Below are 16,282 nucleotides of genomic sequence, written 5' to 3'. Positions count from 1 at the left end.
CCCACACGAGCTACGGTCACGGCGTCCACAAGGGCATCGTCTCGAGAATCGCTGAAGAACTCGAGCCGACACGCCGACCTAACAAAGTACTACTAGGCGGCTGGGGTCAGTCTCCAGTTGTTGTACTGGCTCCACCACTCGGCGGTCCGGCCCGTGCCGATCTCTTGGGCGTTACCGCGCAGGTAGCCATCGTCGAACCAGGTTCCTTGGTAGACACCGGCCTTCCCATCGGACCAGCGGATGGTGAATCTGATCAATCGTCCCTGGATCCGGCCGTCCACGACCTCACCGGAGTAGGTAAGGGTGTTGGCGACTCCGTTGAACGACATGATCGTGTTTGCCGCGTTGGTCTCACGCCAGGTGACTTTGACTTTGAATCCGATCGGGTTATCGGTCGTACTGGACAGGCGCTGATGCACACCCCATTCGGTCTGTAGATCCACCGAGCTGGGTGGCACAGCTGATGCGGGCACGGTCCCGGCGATGGTGAGAGCGGCAGTCGCGCCGAGCACGAAAAGCCAAGCGGGCAGGATACGTTTGATGGCGGCGGTGATACCGATGGTGAGAGCGCCCAGTCGAAGGGCGTGTGCGGTGCGAGAAAACATGGAAATCTCCCCATTATTCAGGTGGCGCAGGGGATCTCGTGCGGTGACACATATCCGGGCACGCCACTTCGATGTTGCTCGTCGGCGAGCATTCCTAGTCGCAGACCTTCAACGCGTCGGCCTGGTTGTCGCCACCGGCCGGCATATTGCCCCGGCCGTTGTCGGGAACGGAGGCGAGCAGTTGCCACTGCTGACCATTCCAGTTGTAGACCCCGACGATCTTGCCGGTGCGGTTCCAATATGAGGTCAAACGATCGCCGACACCGCCGTTGCCGATGTCGTGGAGCAGACAGTTCGCGTCGATCTGGACGAACATGCCGGTGCCATCGCGGTGGTCGAAGCCGCAGAATGTTCCTCCCGGGCAGTCATAAGCCGCCGAGGCCGGAGCAGCTGAGATGACCGTGCCGCACGCGACGACCGCGAGCGCGGCCGCCGCCGCGACCGCGGAACGGCGAGGCAGTGAGCGTGAAAACATGAGTGTCCCTTCGGAGCCGGTCGTCCCGGGCTGAACCGGCAAACTCCAGAGCCTGCCTCGCAGTCCGGCCTCCTCATGATCAGCGGCTCGGGTACGCCGTGACTATCCTCGCCGCGCGAGTTATGTCCGCTGGACGCGAGCGGATCCGTCTCAGCTGCGCAGGGTCGTGGACGGGCTCACACCCCAGCGCTTGCGATACAGGGCCGAGAACCGCCCGAGGTGCCAGAAACCCCAGTCGGCGGCGATTGCCGCGATCGTGGTCGTGGTGGGGTCCGCTGCGGCGAGTTCGGCGTGCACCCCGACGAGCCGGGCTTCGCGTAACCGCTCGGTCGGGGTGGTGTCCAGATACCGCCGGAACCCTTCTTGCAGGCTTCGCACCGAAATCCCCACTGCCGCGGCAATATCTGCGACGGAAGGCATATCCCGCGCCTGGTCGGCGATCAATTGTTCGGCTCGGCGGATGGGCCGCGGGGTTGCGTTCGCGACGCTACCACCGAGCAGCAGCTCCGAGCAGCTGTTCGGTTGGGCCAGCAGAAGTTGCGACATGATCAACTGTTCGAACTGCGGCCGCAACCGCGAGTCGCGGAGCAGGCCCGGACCTGCGGCGTCCAGGTGCAGCATGCGCAGCGTTTCGAGCCAGGACCGGACAGCGGGTGAGCGCAACTGCATCGCCGGCGACATCCGCAGCGGGCGATCCGGCGACCGGCCGAGTACCCGCCGCAGGTGCGTATCGAGCGCGTCCCGGTCGATCCGGACGAGCAGATGCCGGCTGCGGTCGTGCGCGTTCATATCCAGCGGCGCATCCGGATCGGGGACCGACGCGACAGTGGTGTCGGAGGCAATATCCATAGCACCTGCGCGAACTCGGACCCGGCCTGCCAGTGGGATCTGGACGATACGAAAGCTCTCTGTCGGCTCGGATCTGATCCGAACCTGGACCCCGTATCCGAGATAGGCCAGGCCGATGTCCCCGAAGCCGATGAAATCGCACCGAGCGTCCATGGTGCCGGGCCCCGGATCGAGCCGATGATCCCGCAGAATTCGGCCCATCCGCACCCGCGCCTCCTCCGCGTCATTGGTGCGGAACAGGCGATGTCCGGACAGCGGTTCGACGTCCATTCCCACTCCCGAAGCACAGTCACCGAACGAAAGTCGGAAGTCCGATTCTAGCGGCGCCACCCGACTCCGATACTGGTTGCGCGCAAGGAAAATCCGCAACCCCGACAAGATCGCCGCAGCAGCTGCGGCTACTGCCCAACAACAGCACATCAGCCTGCCCCGCGCAGCCTCTCACCGCCACCATGATCGCCGATCGGGCGAGGGAAGCCGCGGCCCTCAACGGCGCTCATCCGCGACAACCTGCCCTACGAACCAGCCCACCCTACACAGCAGCAGCCTGACCCAGCTTGACAACTCCATTGGGAAGTCTCCGGTTGGTTTCCGGTTGTGCTTGGTCGTTCAACCAACTACCGGAGACCTCGCCACATCACCAACTTCTCAACCCGGACAACGGGTTCCACTCCACGCCACCGGGCTTATGAAACGCGGCCTAACGTCGCCGTTGTCGGAGAGTCGATCGGATCAGTCGACGAGAAGTGCGGTGCGACGAGGAGTTCCACAGTGAAACTGAAACCGGCGAGTAGAGCTTTCGCCGCCCTGGTGTGCGGGGCGGCGGTGGGCGGGTGCGGCCGTAGCGGGAACCGGCGTGGCCGGTGCCGATCCGGGGCCCGAGAAGAAGATCGTCATCAACGGGCAGGAGAGGCCCGATATCGACCGGGTGATCCTGCGCGCGGATATCGACCGGGATCTGCCGGGCTACCGGCTGCCGCCGGGGAGTCCGGGGGTGATCATCCTGAAGAGCGGTGAGGTCCAGCCGGTGCCCGAGGGCGCCGTGCTGCGGCAGCGCTTCGACCGGTAACGGCGCCCACCAGCCGAACCTGCCGTCGTAGGGCGGCAGCACGAACCGACCCGAGCGGGGTCCCTCGCCACTCGGGTCACCGGTGGCCCGCTGCGCCGAACCGGCGACGCCACCACTGCCGCGGCAGCCACTGCCCGGCCGCTGCGGCAGCACCGGCCCGGTACGCGCCCGCGTACCGGGCCGGACGCGCTCACGTTTGCGCGCGGTCCCGAGTGGCTCCGGGCCAATCGATATCTCAGCCCGTCGCGGGATCGTTTCCACTGGTGAGCGTCGACTATGAGCCGTCCTGATCGAATGGATCGTCGGCCGGCACCCCCATCGAAGGAGGCCGAGGTAAGGGGGCGCTTCCGCTGTTGTCCGGCGGTGGCGGCGCGGGCACACCCGGAGCGCGCCGATCGTCTTCCGACGGGTCGGCCGAAGGGCGCGGGTTGTCCACGCCCGTCCCGGGATAGCCGCCCATGTCGTCCAACAGCCACGGTGGCGGGTCTTCCCACAAGAAGGGGTTCTCGTCCCCCGGGAGGGACGAAGGTGATCCGGGGGCGGTGTCATCCGCCGCGGTTTCGCGGGATTCACGGAGGAGCTCACGCACAGCTTTTCTGATGTCATCCCCGGAGTGGTCGTCCGATGGGTCTTCCAGCGGATCTGTGATCCGGTCACCAGCGTCGTCGGGCGGGACCTCCACGATGCGGCCTCCGACGGCCGGATCGATGCCGGGATCTGCTGCTGTGCCGGCTTCTTCGACCACGGTGCCGTCGCCGGCGACTTGCGTCGAGATGATCGAGGCCGCGGCACCGACCGCTACCCACCGGAGGAGTTTCTCGGGCTTGCGGTCGACCTGCGCCAGTTCGTCGGTGCCGCGCACACCCATCGCGGCATTGCGGTAGGTCTTGGCGGATTTCGATGCCAGGGAGTGCAGCAGTTTCGACGAGTCCGCCGCGGCCTGTCGCGCCGCAGCGGCAATTGTTTCGGGAATGGGATTCCTCATATGGCTTCTCCTGCCAGATCTCCCGAGCTCGAGGAAACCCCAGGGACTTCCGCTCGGGACCGGTCTCGGCGGCGTCGCCGGAACAATCCCGTAAGGTCCGAGAATCGCGATGACATCATTTCGCATCCATTCCGGACGCAACCGTAAGGCCTGTTCGAACGCTGTCATCCACCGTTTCTCGGCTGTGCTGCCGACAGGCTTCCGGAGAAGTTCGGCCGGTTGACCGGCGGAAGTCCACCGGTGGTGAGACCAACATCGAGCTCCTCGTGACGACCCGGAATTGAGTTGAGGCTCGCGAAATCGATTCGGAACAGGAGAACAGGCCAGGGGCCGCCCTGGTGCGGGTGTGCGCCGATCTGTCGATCATGGCCGCCGGAATGCTGCAGCGGTAACGGGTTCGATCAATTCGATTCGCTCTGGTGCGCAACCCTAGCCCGATCGCGCCGGGGGAGAAACGGCCTGTGGCGCCAAAATTTCGGCAGAGCATTGTGAGGACTGCACTATCGGAACGGCTCGGCTCCGGCATGGGTGGCACCGAGAGGTGAAGCCTCGGTATCGGTATCGGGCTCTCGGTCGTGGCCGTTGTTCGTGCGGCTCTGAACCTGGTCTCGGTGGCGGTGATCGCCGGCATGCCGGTCTCGGGCAGGGCGTCGCCGGATATTCACCGATGAATCCGTCGCTCGCCGATTCGGGCCGCGGTCGCGGTGTTCACGACGGGATCGTTTCGGGAATCGTCACAGAACCCGAGCCGACGCGTCGGCCTGCCCCAGTACTGCTAGTTCTCTGCATCTGCTGGAACTCTCGGATCTGGGCACCTACCCCACACGCATACGCCTCCATCGCGTGCGCCGGTCTCGGGCCTCGTTTCCAGGCGGGGCACCGCCCTCGCGCCTCGCGGAAATGTTCATCAATCGATGCGTTCCTGGACACTCGAACGGATAATCATCGCTGCTCATAGATGATTATTGATCTTCAGCGGTCTATGAATAGGCCTTTTATGAACACTCGGAGCAGCGAAGGCGCGTGGACAGTTCGCTTGGCCGCAAGGCGCTGTAGTCAGTTTCGGTGCCGGTGGGCGGGGTGGTTTCGGGGCGCGGTCTCGTTACCAAGAATTCGAGACAGCACCGGCGGTCCGGGTCGGTTCGTCGGGCTTCCAGGAGCGTGATGGAGCGGGTGGAGTGCGTCGAAGCCGGTGCCGAGCGGATCCGTCAGGTGTTCAGTATGGTCTGTGTGCGGATGGCGCCCGGGCCGAGAGGTGGATATCGCGTGGAAGACCGTTTCGATGGGGTAGCGAGGTTGCGATGACGCCGGATCCTCTTCGGTCCTGGCACGACAGGATCTTCTTCCTCCTGCTCGGGTTGAGAGATATCGATCTGAAGGGCAGTGGTGTCCGACTCGATCACTCTCGACGCTCGCTGGTCGAGTTGGAGCGCGAGGTACTGGAGCGGTTCGCCGGACCGAAGGACTTGCGGCGGCCGGGGCCGCAGGAGTTCGTCGACGGCCTGACCGCCTATATCGGCGAAACCCTCATGCGGGAGGCGGGAGGGAAATGGGTGTGGGGACAGACCCGATCAGCTCTGGGTGGGGCCTACGGTCCGGTCGCTTCCGCGGATCCGGTGCTCGCACTGGATCCGGTCGCGCCCGTCGAGTTGCTGGTCGATGTCGTGACCGCTCGATCCGGTGACCGGTTGACCGGAGCCTACGACCGCTGGGCGCGTGCTGTCGAGTCATACCGTGGTAGCGACCGGTCGTGGCAGCCGGAAAAGCAGCGGACGATGGCCGATGATCCTCTCGAGGAAACAGAGGCTCTCCGTACCTGGCTGGAGGAGCAGGAGACGGGATTTCCGGGTTGGGTCGCCGATTTCGGTGCCGGTGGCGTATGGGATTTCGACCCGGCCTCCCTCCCTGCCCTCGAGGAGGTACTACGCCGATCCGTCGACGGCCCGGCCGAACTCTCCGAGCCGGGACACCGCAGACTGAGGGATGGTGCGGCGTGGTACCTCGGCGAGACATTCCGGCGTCGGCTGGGTGGCCGGTGGATCAAGCTGAAGCATCCGGCCGGTAACCGGAACTTCCCGACCATGAGAGGTCTCGGACCACGGCAAACGCATCGGCTCACACCCGTCCTGGCGTTGGAATCCGCTCTGGAAAACCCGGGCCGGCTGTCCGAGCGTTTCGCGGCAGTGTCGGAAACCTGACCGGCGGGCCGGGTCTGCGGGGGCCATCTCCCCAACTTTCCGCCTGAAGTGGCGTTCATCAATTGATGCGTTCTTGAACACACGACCTCATCATCATCGCTGGTCAGCGATGATGACCAGTCGATTACGTCCAAGAAACTCCCATTGGTGAACACTTCGCCGGCACTCGCGTCGCGATCGCCGTCTTGATGCGGCCGGCGATGCCGGGACCGACGGGGGCGCAGGAGCGCAGGAGCGCACCACCATGCGCGTACCTGTCGAGATCTCTCGCCATCGGTAGGTAGCCCTCACCGTATTCCGGTGGACGTGAGCCACTCGGTGACAGTGTCGAGATCATGCGGCCGTAGACCTACTCGCGGGTCGACGCGATGAAGGAGAGCTCGACCGGGATGCTGCTCCGTAACCCATTCCCGATCGCCATCGCCGATCTCGTCGTCGATCCAGATGAACGGTCGGCCCGCAGCCCGCTCGACCAAGGCACGGGTCTTCCAGTGCAGCCCGAACCATTCGTCGATGTGATCCTCCTGCGCGTCCGGCCAATCCAGCACGGCCAACGTCGGCAGACCCAGCACCGGGCTGATGGACCGGTTGGCTTCATCAGTCCACGTCGTTGCCCAAATCAGCTCACAGGGCAGCGCTGAAAGCAGCGGCCCCAGTGCGGGATCGATTCGTGCCGCGAGCGGGTTTTCCTCGGCGTGCCGTTCAGGGGCGAACGACGGGCCCGAAGCGCTTACGGGTACCCGACCGAACGGGATCAGCGGCCCATCGACATCGAGGAAGAGCAGAGGCTTCCCCTCTTGATCCGTCATTTCCACAGGCTAGCTGCGAAACCTCAGGCGCCATCCGGCCATACCAGAACTGCGCCATCCACTGCTGCGAGTCACCGACCACACCACTCGCGACCCGATATCGAAACCTCAGGGGGTCAGAGCTCGTCGAAGATCAGACCGATCGCGTCGGATAAGGGCAGCGCCGAGAACTCGGCCCGGCGAGCAGGATCCTTCCCGATCCTCCGCCCTGGTCAGCGATGTTTACTGGCGAAGGGCTGTCGATGAACATCCCTTTTATGGAATGCCGGATCGTCAGGCGGCAGTCGGATGCAGCAGCCGCCGCAAAGTCCGGGGGGATCATCTGGCGTAGCCCGACACGGGCGCGGCCGACCCGGGCCGAACGCTGCTGACGGCGCTCGGTATCGATGCGCGGGTCTCTCAGCCCTCGGCGACGATCCTTGTCCCGTTACTTGCTGCGCGTGACGGCGCCGTAGAACCCGGCCGGGTGGGACCAGCCACTCGTGCCCCCCTCGACGTACTTGCACGTGTCCGGGATGATGTGCCCGCCGACCGCGGCGGCTGTCCGCTCCGTCCAGGCCGTGCACTCCTCTTTGGTCGCGCTGACGCACAGGTACAGGTCGTACCTGTTCGGATCCCTGCCTTGGTCGAATACCTCGGTCGCCAGGCAGCTCCCACCACCGGCACCCGTGGCCTCCGCGAGGCCCGGGTCGACGGCGATCGCGCCCAGGCCGGCCACGGCGATGGCAGCTGCGGTGAATGCCCTTATCAGCACCCGGTTCATCGACCTTTTCATTCCGACCCCCTAGAGCCTGTTTCATAAGCCCGGCATTTGGGGACCGAACCCGTTGTCCGGGTTGAGAAGTTGGTGATATGGCGAGGTCTCCGGTAGTTGGTTGAACGACCAAGCACAACCGGAGACCAACCGGAGACCTCTTGAACAGCGTAACGGCAACGTGCCGTGCGGATCTGACCGATGCCCAGTGGACGAAACTGAAACCGCTACTACCTGCCGGTATGAAACCGGGCCGGCCGCCTCGGTGGTCGAAACGGCGGTTGATCGACGGGATCCGCTGGCGGATCCGTACCGGCAGCCCGTGGCGTGACATCCCCACGGTTTACGGGCCGTGGCAAACGGTGTACGGGTTGTTCCGCCGCTGGCAGCGCGACGGAACGTGGGAATCGATGCTGACCGCGCTGCAAGCCCACGCCGACGCCGCAGGCGAGATCGAGTGGACGGTGAGCGTGGACTCCACCGTCGCCCGAGCGCACCAGCACGCGGCCGGTGCCCGCCGTGATCCGCACCGTCAGGCCGAGCCGGCGGGCGGATTCGATGACGAACCCGCTGACCATGGTCTCGGACGGTCGCGGGGCGGTTTCACCACGAAGCTGCACTTGGCTGCCGACCAGGGTCAGCGGCCGTTGGCGCTGCTCGTCACGCCTGGTCAGTGGGCCGATTGCCCGCAGTTCACGACCGTGCTCGGCGAGATCCGAGTGCCGCGGCTCGGGGTCGGTGGTACCCGGTCGCGGCCGGATCGGGTTCTGGCCGACAAAGCCTATTCTTCAGCGGCCAACCGTGCTTACCTGCGGCGACGCGGGATCAAGGCGACTATCCCGATCAAGGCGGACCAGGCCGCGAATCGCGCGGCCAAAGGCCATGCCGGTGGGCGACCGCCCGCGTTCGAGCTCGGTCTCTACGCCCTGCGGCACGCCGTGGAATGCACGATCAACCGTCTCAAACAGCACCGGGCAGTGGCCACCCGGTATGACAAACTCGCCGTCCGCTACCTGGCCACCGTCCGCGTCGCCGCGATCAACCTGTGGCTATCAGGTCGCGGCTTATAAAACACGCTCTAGTTCGATATTTCGAGACCGAGCCCGAAGTGGACCCGTCGAACTCTTGGACGTCGCTCCGCTCGTATGGGTTCCCGGCGGCAGATAGATACGTGGCAGCCGCAGCGCACGACCCGCTACCCACCCCGGCGCTCGGTGCAGCGCCAACCACTGTGCAAAAATCAATGGCGATCTCAAAGGGTCAGCGCATCACCGCTGCTCAGATGTTCAGCGTAAACCTCGGCAGGACTGCGGTATCCGTGGATCCTGCGGGGCCGGTGGTTGAGCTCGCAGGCGATGGCGTCGAGGTCGGCCTGGTCGAATCGACGCAGGTCGGCGCTCTTGGGTAGGTATTGGCGCAGCAGTCGGTTGGTGTTCTCGTTGGTGCCGCGTTGCCAGGGGCTGCGGGGTTTGCAGAGGTAGATCGGTGTCCGCGTCGCCGCCGTGATCGCCTGGTGGCCGGCGATCTCGCGGCCGCGGTCCCAGGTCAGGGTGCGTCGCATCGGCGCGGGCAACCCGAGCAGGAAGCGTGTCAGGTGCGGTGTGACCTGCTCGGCTTTGATGCCGTCGGGCAATGCCAGCAGGACCGTGAACCGGCTGGTCCGCTCCACCAGCGTGGCGATCGCCGACGGCCGCGAGCCCATCACCAGGTCACCTTCCCAGTGGCCGGCGACTTGGCGGGTTTCGACCTCGGCCGGGCGCTCGCTGATCGGCACGAGTTCCCGGATCACGCCTCGTCCATCAGGTTTGCGGGCCCGTTTCGGGCTTCGCATCGGGCGCCCGGTGCGCAACCGCTGCGTCAAGGTGCGATCGATCGCCTTGCGTCGCGGGTCGAACAGTGCCAGATAGATCGCTTCGTGCGAGACCTGCATCTCCGGGTCGTCGGGGAAGTGCCGACGCAGCCACCCGGCGATCTGCTCTGGCGACCACAGAGATTTGAGCTTGTCCTCCACGAGTGCCCGCAAGTGCGGGCAGGCGGCGAGCTTGGCTGGTTTCGGTCGCCGCGCTCGCTGATAGGCCAGCTGGTCAGCGGCCGCGGCCCGGTAGGTGGCGTGGCCGCCGTTGCGGGCGATCTCGCGTGAGATCGTCGAGGGCGAGCGCCCCAGCGACACCGCGATCGTTCGCGCTGAGCAGCCCGTGGCCAGGCCTCGCGAGATCTCCTCGCGCTCGGTGAGTGTCAGATGCCGGCCCTGCCGAACTCGGGGCCGCTGTCGAACTCCTCCGGTCTGGGCCAGGAACCGGCGCACGTGCTGCAGCGGAATACAGAGTGACCGCGACATCGAACTGAGCGACTCACCCGCCCGCCACCGTCTCCACAACTCGTCCTGACCAGCAGGTGACATCCCGTAGTCCCGCATCGAACCCTCCACGCCGACATGATCATCCACGCGGTGATGCGTTGACCGGTTGAGCCCAAGATGCATTGTTGGACAATTCGTGCCGAATAATCGCTGTTCAACGATATTCAGAGCCCTGTAGTTGTCCAGAAAAGCTCTTTTGATGAACAGGAGTCAGCTGCTCGGGCCAGAGCGTTTGTGGGGTGAAACGCCCGACGCAGGGGTGGGAAGCGCAGGCAAGTTAGGTCAGGTGACCGATGCGTGGATCCGCCGGCCTCGACCAGGATGGCGGAGATCACCGAGGCGAAGGAGCACAATATGCGGATCGGAATAGTGGGTGCCGGTGAGATCGGCACAGCAGTGGCCACACGCCTGCTCGCGGGTGGGCACGAAGTGGTGGTGAGCAACAGCCGCGGACCACAGACCCTGACCGACACGGTCACCCATCTGGGTGACGGCGCCAGCGCGGGAACCCGGGAGGACGCCGCCGGAGCCGAGCTCGTCGTGCTCGCAGTCCCCGGCACCGCGACCGCCCAAGCACTGGACGGGTTACCCGACTGGGGTGGTCGTGTGCTGGTGGATGCCACCAACCTCTACACCAGCACCCCACCGGACCCGGCCGCGGAAACCTCCAGCGAGGCCGTGGCCCGCCACGCCCCGGGAGCGCGGGTGATCAAGGCGTTCAACCACCTGTTCGCCGCGACCCTGGCCGAAGACCCCCGCCGCGGCGACGGCAACCGGGTCCTGTTCGTGTCCGGCGACGACGCCGAAGCCAAGAAACTGTTCACCGAGCTGCTCACCGCACTCGGATTCGCCCCGATCGATCTGGGCGGGCTGGCCGAAGGCGGCCGGTTGCACCAGGTACCCGCCGGCCCCTTGGTCGGCCAGGACCTGCTGCGGCTGACCCCGCAGCCCTGAACACCGGGGCGACAGCGCGCCCGGACATCGTCTGACCGGCTGGGGTCGCCCAGCTCAACGGTTGTGCTCACAACGCCTGCACGTGCACACGTGCGGGCGGCCCGGAAGGAGTTCTTTCATGCAAGGAGTCGATCCCGCCGCCGCGCCCAGTGGCACCGGCTGCGCCGATTGCGAGGCCATGAACCCGGCGGGCTGGTGGTTTCACCTGCGGCGCTGCGCCCAGTGCGGGCACATCGGGTGCTGCGATTCCTCCCCGAATCAGCACGCCAGCGCGCATGCCGCGGCGTCCGGGCACCGGTTCGTGCGCAGTTTCGAACCGGGCGAGCAGTGGTTCTACGACTACGGCGAGCAGGTCATGTACGAAAGCGGTCCCGAGCTCGCCGCGCCCGAGCACCATCCGATCGAGCAGAGCGCGCCCGGCCCGGCCGGGCGGGTACCGCAGGACTGGGTTACCCACCTCCACCAGTGAGCCCGTCAGCCGCGGGCCGCGTAAGCGAGCGCAACAGCGATGTCGACATCATGGCGTGGGCTCCGACGTTTCGGATAAGGATGGGTCATCTGGGCGCATCCACGATCGCGAAGGAGCCGTGATGAAGTACGTGATCCTGATTCACTCCAATCCGCAGCCTTGGGGACATCCGACAGGTGATTACCTGCCCGAGTACCAGGCGATGTCGCAGGAAGAGCGAGATCGGCTGAACACCGATTTCGAGAAGCTGCTCGGCGAGCTGCAGAAGAAGGGTGAGTTGATGACGGGGGAGGCACTTGGGGCGCCCGAGTCGTCGCGGCTGTACCGGTGGGGTGACGGGAAACCGCTGGTTACCGATGGGCCGTATTCGGAGGCCAAGGAGCATTTGGCGGGGTTCTTCCTGATCGACGTGGAGAACCACACCCGCGCCGAGGAGATCGCCGCGCAGTTCGCCGGTCCGGGCGAAACCGTCGAACTGCGGCCCACGATGTGGCCGGGCGGCGACGACCAGTGAGCAACCGGGTAGTGGCGGACGTGTGGCGGCGGGAGTCGCCGCACGTCCTCGCTGCCCTGCTGCGCAGGCATGGCGACCTCGGCGACTGCGAGGATGCCGCCCAGGAAGCGGCCGAGGCGGCGACGGTGCAGTGGTGTCGCGACGGGGTGCCCGCCTATCCGCGGGGCTGGCTCATCACCGTAGCGTCGCGGCGATTGATCGACCGGTTGCGGGCCGACCGGGCACGGGCCGGGCGCGAGGAGGCTGTGGCCGTCGCACAGCCTGGTGACTCGTGCCTCGCGCCGTCGGCGGATCAGGCGACGGCGGGCGACGGCGACGATCTGCTGCAGATGTTCGTGCTGTGCTGCCACCCGAGTCTGAGCCGCTCCTCGCAGGTCGCGTTGACCCTGCATGCCGTTGGTGGTCTGGGGACCGCTCAGATCGCCGCCGCCTACCTCATTCCGGAACGCACCATGACGCAACGTCTTACCCGGGCCCGATCGACCCTGCGGTCGGCCGGTGCGGTGTTCGAGCTCCCGAGCCAACCGGACCTGCCCTCGCGCGTCGCGTCCGTGCTCGACGTGTGCCACCTACTGTTCACCGAGGGCCACACTCGTTCCGCTGGTGGCGCACTAGTGGATTGGAGCTTGACCGATGAAGCGATCCGGCTTACCCGTCAATTGCATTGTGCGATACCGGATCACGACGAGGTAGCGGGCGCGCTGGCCCTCATGCTGCTCACCCACTCCCGAGCGGCGACCCGCACCGAGGATGGCAGCCTGGTCCCGCTCGCCGAACAGAACCGTTGCCGGTGGGACCGGGACCTGATTGCGGAAGGTGTCGCCATCCTGGAGCGGGTCCTGCCCCGCGGCCATGTCGGCCGGTTCCAGTTGCAGGCGGCGATCGCCGCCGTGCACGCGGAGTCACCCACGTGGGAGAGCACCGACTGGCGGCAGATCAGCATCCTCTACGCCATGCTCGACCAAGTCGCACCCGGCCCGGTCGTGACGCTCAACCGAGCCGTCGCCATCAGCATGGCCTTCGGCCCGAAACAGGGCTTGGACCTGATCGCACCCCTTCTCGACAACCCGTCCATGCGGCGTCATCACCGGACCCACGCGGTACGCGCACACCTACTGGAAATGATCGGCGACCCGACCGGTGCCATCGACAGCTATCGGCGGGCCGCTCAACTCACCGCAAGCGTCCCCGAACAGCGGTACCTCAACGATCGTGTGCGTCGCCTCGCCGGCCCAGGCTAGACGCGCGCTCTCAGCTCCCGGTGCGGGTTGGGCCGTTCGGCTGGTATGTAGGCGCGGTTGGTCAGCATGACCGCGGCATCGACGGCGGTGGCGAATCCGCCCGTGGAACGTTCGATGTAGAACAGTCCGACTCGGCGGCCGCCCACCACGTCCGCGGCCGCGGCGAAGGGGTGCCGGTAGCGGCGCCGCAGCCGGTTGTCGAGCCGCGGGCTGAGGTAAATGCCCAGGTGTGGGCTCGGGTTCTGGTGGGCGAGCTGGAAACGGAACCCGAATTTCGATTTGTGGATCCCTGCGATCTCGCCGAGTACGAACCCGCGCCGGATCTGGTTGGCGTCGGCGCGCAGCGAGGCGATGAACTCATCGATCGCGGCGAGGTTGGCTTCGGCGGACTCCGGGCGATAGGGCGGGACCACATGCAGCACCGATTCGGCGGGTCGGCGGCTGATCGTGATGCCCGCGAGCTGTTCGGTCAGCGCGGCGGACACCTCGGCCCACCTGCGGCCCCGTGCTCCCCGGCGCCACGCCGAAAGCTTCGCCTCCTCCCACAGGTAATGCAGCAGGCCCAGCAGCCCAACCGATCGGCGGCCGAGACCGGGGCAGGCTTGCTGGTCCACCGACTGCGGGCGGTCCTGGCCGGGTTTGCTGATCAGTGGTGCGGCGAACCGGACCGCGATCGTGCCGTCAGCCGTATCGCGGATCGCGGCCGATTCGTAGGAGCCCTGACCGCTCATCGTGCGGTCGAGCCGGTGGAAAGCGCATTCGGGTGCGTGCCTCGGCCCTTGGCCCGGCCAGACCGCAAGGTGGTGCCGTCCGGTGGTCTGACTGCATCGTGTCACCAGTGGCAGTGCCGGCGTCAGGCACAGACACGCGGCGGCCTTGTGCGTTCGTGCGGCCGAGAGCAGCTTTAGGTAGTGGTCCGGTTCGTCCCGCACCGCGGCCAACGGCACCCGGCGGCCGTTCAGTTCGACCCAATCAGCATGTGGCACTGGCTGGTCCGCCTGCGGTCGCGCAGTTCACCACATCAACGGTAGCGGGACCCCTGACTGCGCGGCGCTGGCAGCAACCGGCGACTTCTGGTGCGGAGACCTGTGCAGACCGACATGACCACAGGACGTCGCCGCACGTTGATGCGAGAATCGGCTGAAGCGACCGCATCGGCCGAAAAGAGGGCATCGAGATGGACAGCACGGACATGATGCGCCGGTACTGGGACGCGGTTACCAGGGCGAACAGACCCGTTGCGGGAACCTTCCGCGCACGGTCCGGATATACTCTGCGGCAACGCTGGTGGGCCTCGCTGACCGGCTACCGCCTGCCCCCACGCAACGAGCCCGAGGCCACCGACGCTGCCGCATAAGACTTTCCGGTGGCCAGCGATGGATCGCCGATGGTGGGAGTGACACGGGCCAGGAACTTGAGATCGGGGCCGAGCTCGAGCGACATGATCGCGTGTGCGGGGGTCCACGTCATTGTTGTCCCTCGTCTTAACCGCTGGTCCCAGACTCGCTCGGCACGGAGTCGTCCGGTGGCGCGAAAGTGCCGCGTGGGATGATCGATACGTGGCGCGCCGTAGTTCCCGGCGGCGCTGCGCCAGCTGCGGCACCGCCCTCCCGCGCGACGCGAATCCGCGCCGCCGCTACTGCGGCAATCGGTGTGTAGCCCGTGCCTACCGCGCCCGCAAGCGGCGCGAACGGGCATACGAGCGGCTGGTGGCCGAGGGCCGCGCGCTGGTCACTGGTGTCGAGCCCGAGATCGGCCTCATCTGCCCCGGCTGTGGGTGGCGGATCTACCCCGGTGGTGGTCACCTCCGTGCCGACGCAACGCATTGTTGCCCAGCGTGCCGACAGCGTGACTTCCGGGCCCGCCGCGGGCGGCCATCGACGCAGTACAAGCGGGTATTCCACCGCGAGCGCGGGGATGATGACCATGACGGTTAGCCGTCACGGTGTCACGCCTATCGTCACGGTTGCAGGGTCGGTTCTCACTCGGTCGGCCGGTCGATCAGCGGGTGAGTTCGGCGTGGAGCCGGTCGGCGAGGTCGGCCACCGCCAGTCCGATCTGCCCGAGCTGGGCCTGGTCGACTCGTTCGGTGAGGTGATCGATGATCTGGATCCGTACCGGGTCGTCGAGTTCGCGGCGCCGCAGCCGGGCATAGGCGAGCACCATTTCCGCGTACACCTCGACCAGGCTGCCCTGCTCGGGGCCGGCTACTCGTAGCCGGTTGACCTGTCCTGCCAGCACCGCGCACGCTGAGGCGACGAACTCGAGTGGGGCAGCGGGGGCGCAGGACGACGATCTGTTCGGCCATCACAGCTCCTGCGCCGGTGGTTGCTCGGGATCAGTGGTCAGCACGATGGTCCGGGAAGCCAACTGGCTGGTGATCGGGTCCTCGCCGGCGAACAGGCCGTCGAGCCGATCACCGCACAGGATCACGGTTCCGGTGAAGCGGCCGGTCAACTCGATGATGCGGGCCTTGGTGGTTTCCCCGTGCGGCGACCGCCATCCCCGGGCCCCGCCGTCGAGTCCCGCCAGGACCAGCAGGCTGGTCCGGTGCGCGGACAAGCAGTCCACGCCGGCATGGATTTCCCCGCGCCGGGTCTGTTGCCCGAAGAAGCCGCAAATTGCCCGGTCGAGCTCGGCGATCGTCGGCGCGGGCGCGAGATCGACCCACGCCACCGGGTGCTCCACCTCGGCACTGGTGTCGAGCGCGGCGCGGTGCATCCGGGCAGCGAATTCACGCACAAGAGCGTCGGAATCGGCCCCGGTCACCGCGATCGCGGTGCGGGAGGCCGCCGGCCAGTCGCGCGCCCCGTTGACCTCGATGGTCACTTCGATATTGCTCCATACCCAGTCATCGACGAAGACGGAGACCCCGGGAGTTTCGGGGGCAGCGACGAATTCCCGCCATGCTTGGGCGGTGTTGATATGTTCGCCGTTCATGGCGGTCACCCTATCGCCGGAGCTGTCGCTCCCGATGCACTATCTGCCGAGAAACCACTGT

17 protein-coding genes and 1 pseudogene are annotated in these 16,282 nt (G+C 66.4%); 7 read left to right on the top strand and 11 right to left on the bottom strand.

Features of this window, described 5'->3' with window-relative positions; all coding sequences use genetic code 11:
- Positions 1-92 precede the first annotated feature (92 nt).
- The 3 genes from NF4_RS12040 to NF4_RS12030 all read right to left on the bottom strand — a co-directional run bounded on the left by NF4_RS12040 (position 93) and on the right by NF4_RS12030 (position 2,199).
- Positions 93-605, bottom strand: coding sequence for a hypothetical protein (locus NF4_RS12040; RefSeq protein WP_063127331.1), 513 nt, complete (start codon positions 603-605; stop codon positions 93-95).
- A gap of 94 nt (positions 606-699) precedes the next feature.
- Entirely contained in the window at positions 700-1,122 is a 423-nt protein-coding gene (locus tag NF4_RS12035; protein WP_232330421.1) for a peptidase inhibitor family I36 protein, read from the bottom strand.
- Positions 1,123-1,230: 108 nt separating this feature from the next.
- Positions 1,231-2,199 carry an AraC family transcriptional regulator gene (locus NF4_RS12030; protein ID WP_063127329.1) on the bottom strand — a complete coding sequence of 323 codons (969 nt, stop codon included), beginning with the start codon at positions 2,197-2,199 and terminating at the stop codon, positions 1,231-1,233.
- A 586-nt stretch (positions 2,200-2,785) separates the two neighbouring features.
- Here NF4_RS12030 and NF4_RS12025 point away from each other — a divergent pair.
- Positions 2,786-2,998, top strand: a complete 213-nt coding sequence (locus NF4_RS12025; protein ID WP_063127328.1) for a hypothetical protein — start codon at positions 2,786-2,788, stop codon at positions 2,996-2,998.
- Between the two features lie 274 nt (positions 2,999-3,272).
- Here the strand turns inward: NF4_RS12025 and NF4_RS12020 are convergent, their stop codons facing one another.
- Entirely contained in the window at positions 3,273-4,124 is an 852-nt protein-coding gene (locus NF4_RS12020) for a hypothetical protein (protein ID WP_157120209.1), read from the bottom strand.
- 1,160 nt (positions 4,125-5,284) lie between these two features.
- Here NF4_RS12020 and NF4_RS12015 point away from each other — a divergent pair.
- The gene (locus NF4_RS12015) at positions 5,285-6,181 is read left to right on the top strand and encodes a hypothetical protein (protein WP_063127326.1); all 897 of its coding nucleotides are present in this window, start codon (positions 5,285-5,287) and stop codon (positions 6,179-6,181) included.
- Positions 6,182-6,468: 287 nt separating this feature from the next.
- Here the strand turns inward: NF4_RS12015 and NF4_RS12010 are convergent, their stop codons facing one another.
- On the bottom strand, positions 6,469-6,990 hold the full coding sequence (locus tag NF4_RS12010) for an HAD domain-containing protein (protein ID WP_063127325.1): 522 nt from the start codon (positions 6,988-6,990) through the stop codon (positions 6,469-6,471).
- A 427-nt stretch (positions 6,991-7,417) separates the two neighbouring features.
- Positions 7,418-7,753, bottom strand: a complete 336-nt coding sequence (locus NF4_RS12005) for a hypothetical protein (protein ID WP_157120207.1) — start codon at positions 7,751-7,753, stop codon at positions 7,418-7,420.
- Positions 7,754-7,905: 152 nt separating this feature from the next.
- On the opposite strand from NF4_RS12005, the gene NF4_RS12000 reads away from it, so the two are divergent.
- Positions 7,906-8,814, top strand: coding sequence for an IS5 family transposase (locus NF4_RS12000; RefSeq protein ID WP_063127323.1), 909 nt, complete (start codon positions 7,906-7,908; stop codon positions 8,812-8,814).
- A 182-nt stretch (positions 8,815-8,996) separates the two neighbouring features.
- Here NF4_RS12000 and NF4_RS11995 read toward each other — a convergent pair whose 3' ends face one another.
- Positions 8,997-10,160, bottom strand: coding sequence for an IS30 family transposase (locus NF4_RS11995; protein ID WP_063127422.1), 1,164 nt, complete (start codon positions 10,158-10,160; stop codon positions 8,997-8,999).
- A 225-nt stretch (positions 10,161-10,385) separates the two neighbouring features.
- Here NF4_RS11995 and NF4_RS11990 point away from each other — a divergent pair.
- The 4 genes and pseudogenes from NF4_RS11990 to NF4_RS11975 all read left to right on the top strand — a co-directional run.
- Positions 10,386-11,057: pseudogene (locus NF4_RS11990) on the top strand (NADPH-dependent F420 reductase); the annotation flags it as partial.
- Positions 11,058-11,175: 118 nt separating this feature from the next.
- Entirely contained in the window at positions 11,176-11,526 is a 351-nt protein-coding gene (locus tag NF4_RS11985) for a UBP-type zinc finger domain-containing protein (RefSeq protein WP_063127322.1), read from the top strand.
- A 121-nt stretch (positions 11,527-11,647) separates the two neighbouring features.
- On the top strand, positions 11,648-12,040 hold the full coding sequence (locus NF4_RS11980; RefSeq protein ID WP_063127321.1) for a YciI family protein: 393 nt from the start codon (positions 11,648-11,650) through the stop codon (positions 12,038-12,040).
- The gene (locus NF4_RS11975; protein WP_063127320.1) at positions 12,037-13,281 is read left to right on the top strand and encodes an RNA polymerase sigma factor; all 1,245 of its coding nucleotides are present in this window, start codon (positions 12,037-12,039) and stop codon (positions 13,279-13,281) included. The genes NF4_RS11980 and NF4_RS11975 overlap by 4 nt, the downstream gene beginning before the upstream one ends.
- On the opposite strand, the gene NF4_RS11970 is transcribed toward NF4_RS11975, so the two are convergent.
- From NF4_RS11970 to NF4_RS11960, 4 genes are all read right to left on the bottom strand, one after another.
- Entirely contained in the window at positions 13,278-14,267 is a 990-nt protein-coding gene (locus NF4_RS11970) for a DUF1173 family protein (RefSeq protein ID WP_084533050.1), read from the bottom strand. The two genes, NF4_RS11975 and NF4_RS11970, sit on opposite strands and share 4 nt — an antisense overlap.
- A gap of 319 nt (positions 14,268-14,586) precedes the next feature.
- Positions 14,587-14,751 carry a hypothetical protein gene (locus NF4_RS37730; RefSeq protein ID WP_157120205.1) on the bottom strand — a complete coding sequence of 55 codons (165 nt, stop codon included), beginning with the start codon at positions 14,749-14,751 and terminating at the stop codon, positions 14,587-14,589.
- 531 nt (positions 14,752-15,282) lie between these two features.
- Entirely contained in the window at positions 15,283-15,522 is a 240-nt protein-coding gene (locus NF4_RS11965) for a hypothetical protein (RefSeq protein ID WP_063127318.1), read from the bottom strand.
- Between the two features lie 66 nt (positions 15,523-15,588).
- The gene (locus NF4_RS11960) at positions 15,589-16,221 is read right to left on the bottom strand and encodes a hypothetical protein (RefSeq protein ID WP_063127317.1); all 633 of its coding nucleotides are present in this window, start codon (positions 16,219-16,221) and stop codon (positions 15,589-15,591) included.
- Positions 16,222-16,282 lie beyond the last annotated feature (61 nt).

Origin of the sequence: Nocardia fusca NBRC 14340 (genome assembly GCF_001618425.1) — a bacterium.
Lineage (GTDB): Bacteria > Actinomycetota > Actinomycetes > Mycobacteriales > Mycobacteriaceae > Nocardia > Nocardia fusca.
Note: the sequence above shows the minus strand (reverse complement) of the source record. Positions and strands in the feature narration are given on the sequence as shown.

What these genes read in the sequence shown, in the direction of transcription:
- NF4_RS12040 (WP_063127331.1), bottom strand. Translation starts at nt 605, where the DNA reads ATGTTTTCTCGCACCGCACACGCCCTTCGACTGGGCGCTCTCACCATC.
- NF4_RS12030 (WP_063127329.1), bottom strand. Translation starts at nt 2,199, where the DNA reads ATGGACGTCGAACCGCTGTCCGGACATCGCCTGTTCCGCACCAATGAC.
- NF4_RS12015 (WP_063127326.1), top strand. Translation starts at nt 5,285, where the DNA reads ATGACGCCGGATCCTCTTCGGTCCTGGCACGACAGGATCTTCTTCCTC.
- NF4_RS12010 (WP_063127325.1), bottom strand. Translation starts at nt 6,990, where the DNA reads ATGACGGATCAAGAGGGGAAGCCTCTGCTCTTCCTCGATGTCGATGGG.
- NF4_RS12005 (WP_157120207.1), bottom strand. Translation starts at nt 7,753, where the DNA reads ATGAACCGGGTGCTGATAAGGGCATTCACCGCAGCTGCCATCGCCGTG.
- NF4_RS11995 (WP_063127422.1), bottom strand. Translation starts at nt 10,160, where the DNA reads ATGCGGGACTACGGGATGTCACCTGCTGGTCAGGACGAGTTGTGGAGA.
- NF4_RS11985 (WP_063127322.1), top strand. Translation starts at nt 11,176, where the DNA reads ATGCAAGGAGTCGATCCCGCCGCCGCGCCCAGTGGCACCGGCTGCGCC.
- NF4_RS11980 (WP_063127321.1), top strand. Translation starts at nt 11,648, where the DNA reads ATGAAGTACGTGATCCTGATTCACTCCAATCCGCAGCCTTGGGGACAT.
- NF4_RS37730 (WP_157120205.1), bottom strand. Translation starts at nt 14,751, where the DNA reads ATGACGTGGACCCCCGCACACGCGATCATGTCGCTCGAGCTCGGCCCC.
- NF4_RS11960 (WP_063127317.1), bottom strand. Translation starts at nt 16,221, where the DNA reads ATGAACGGCGAACATATCAACACCGCCCAAGCATGGCGGGAATTCGTC.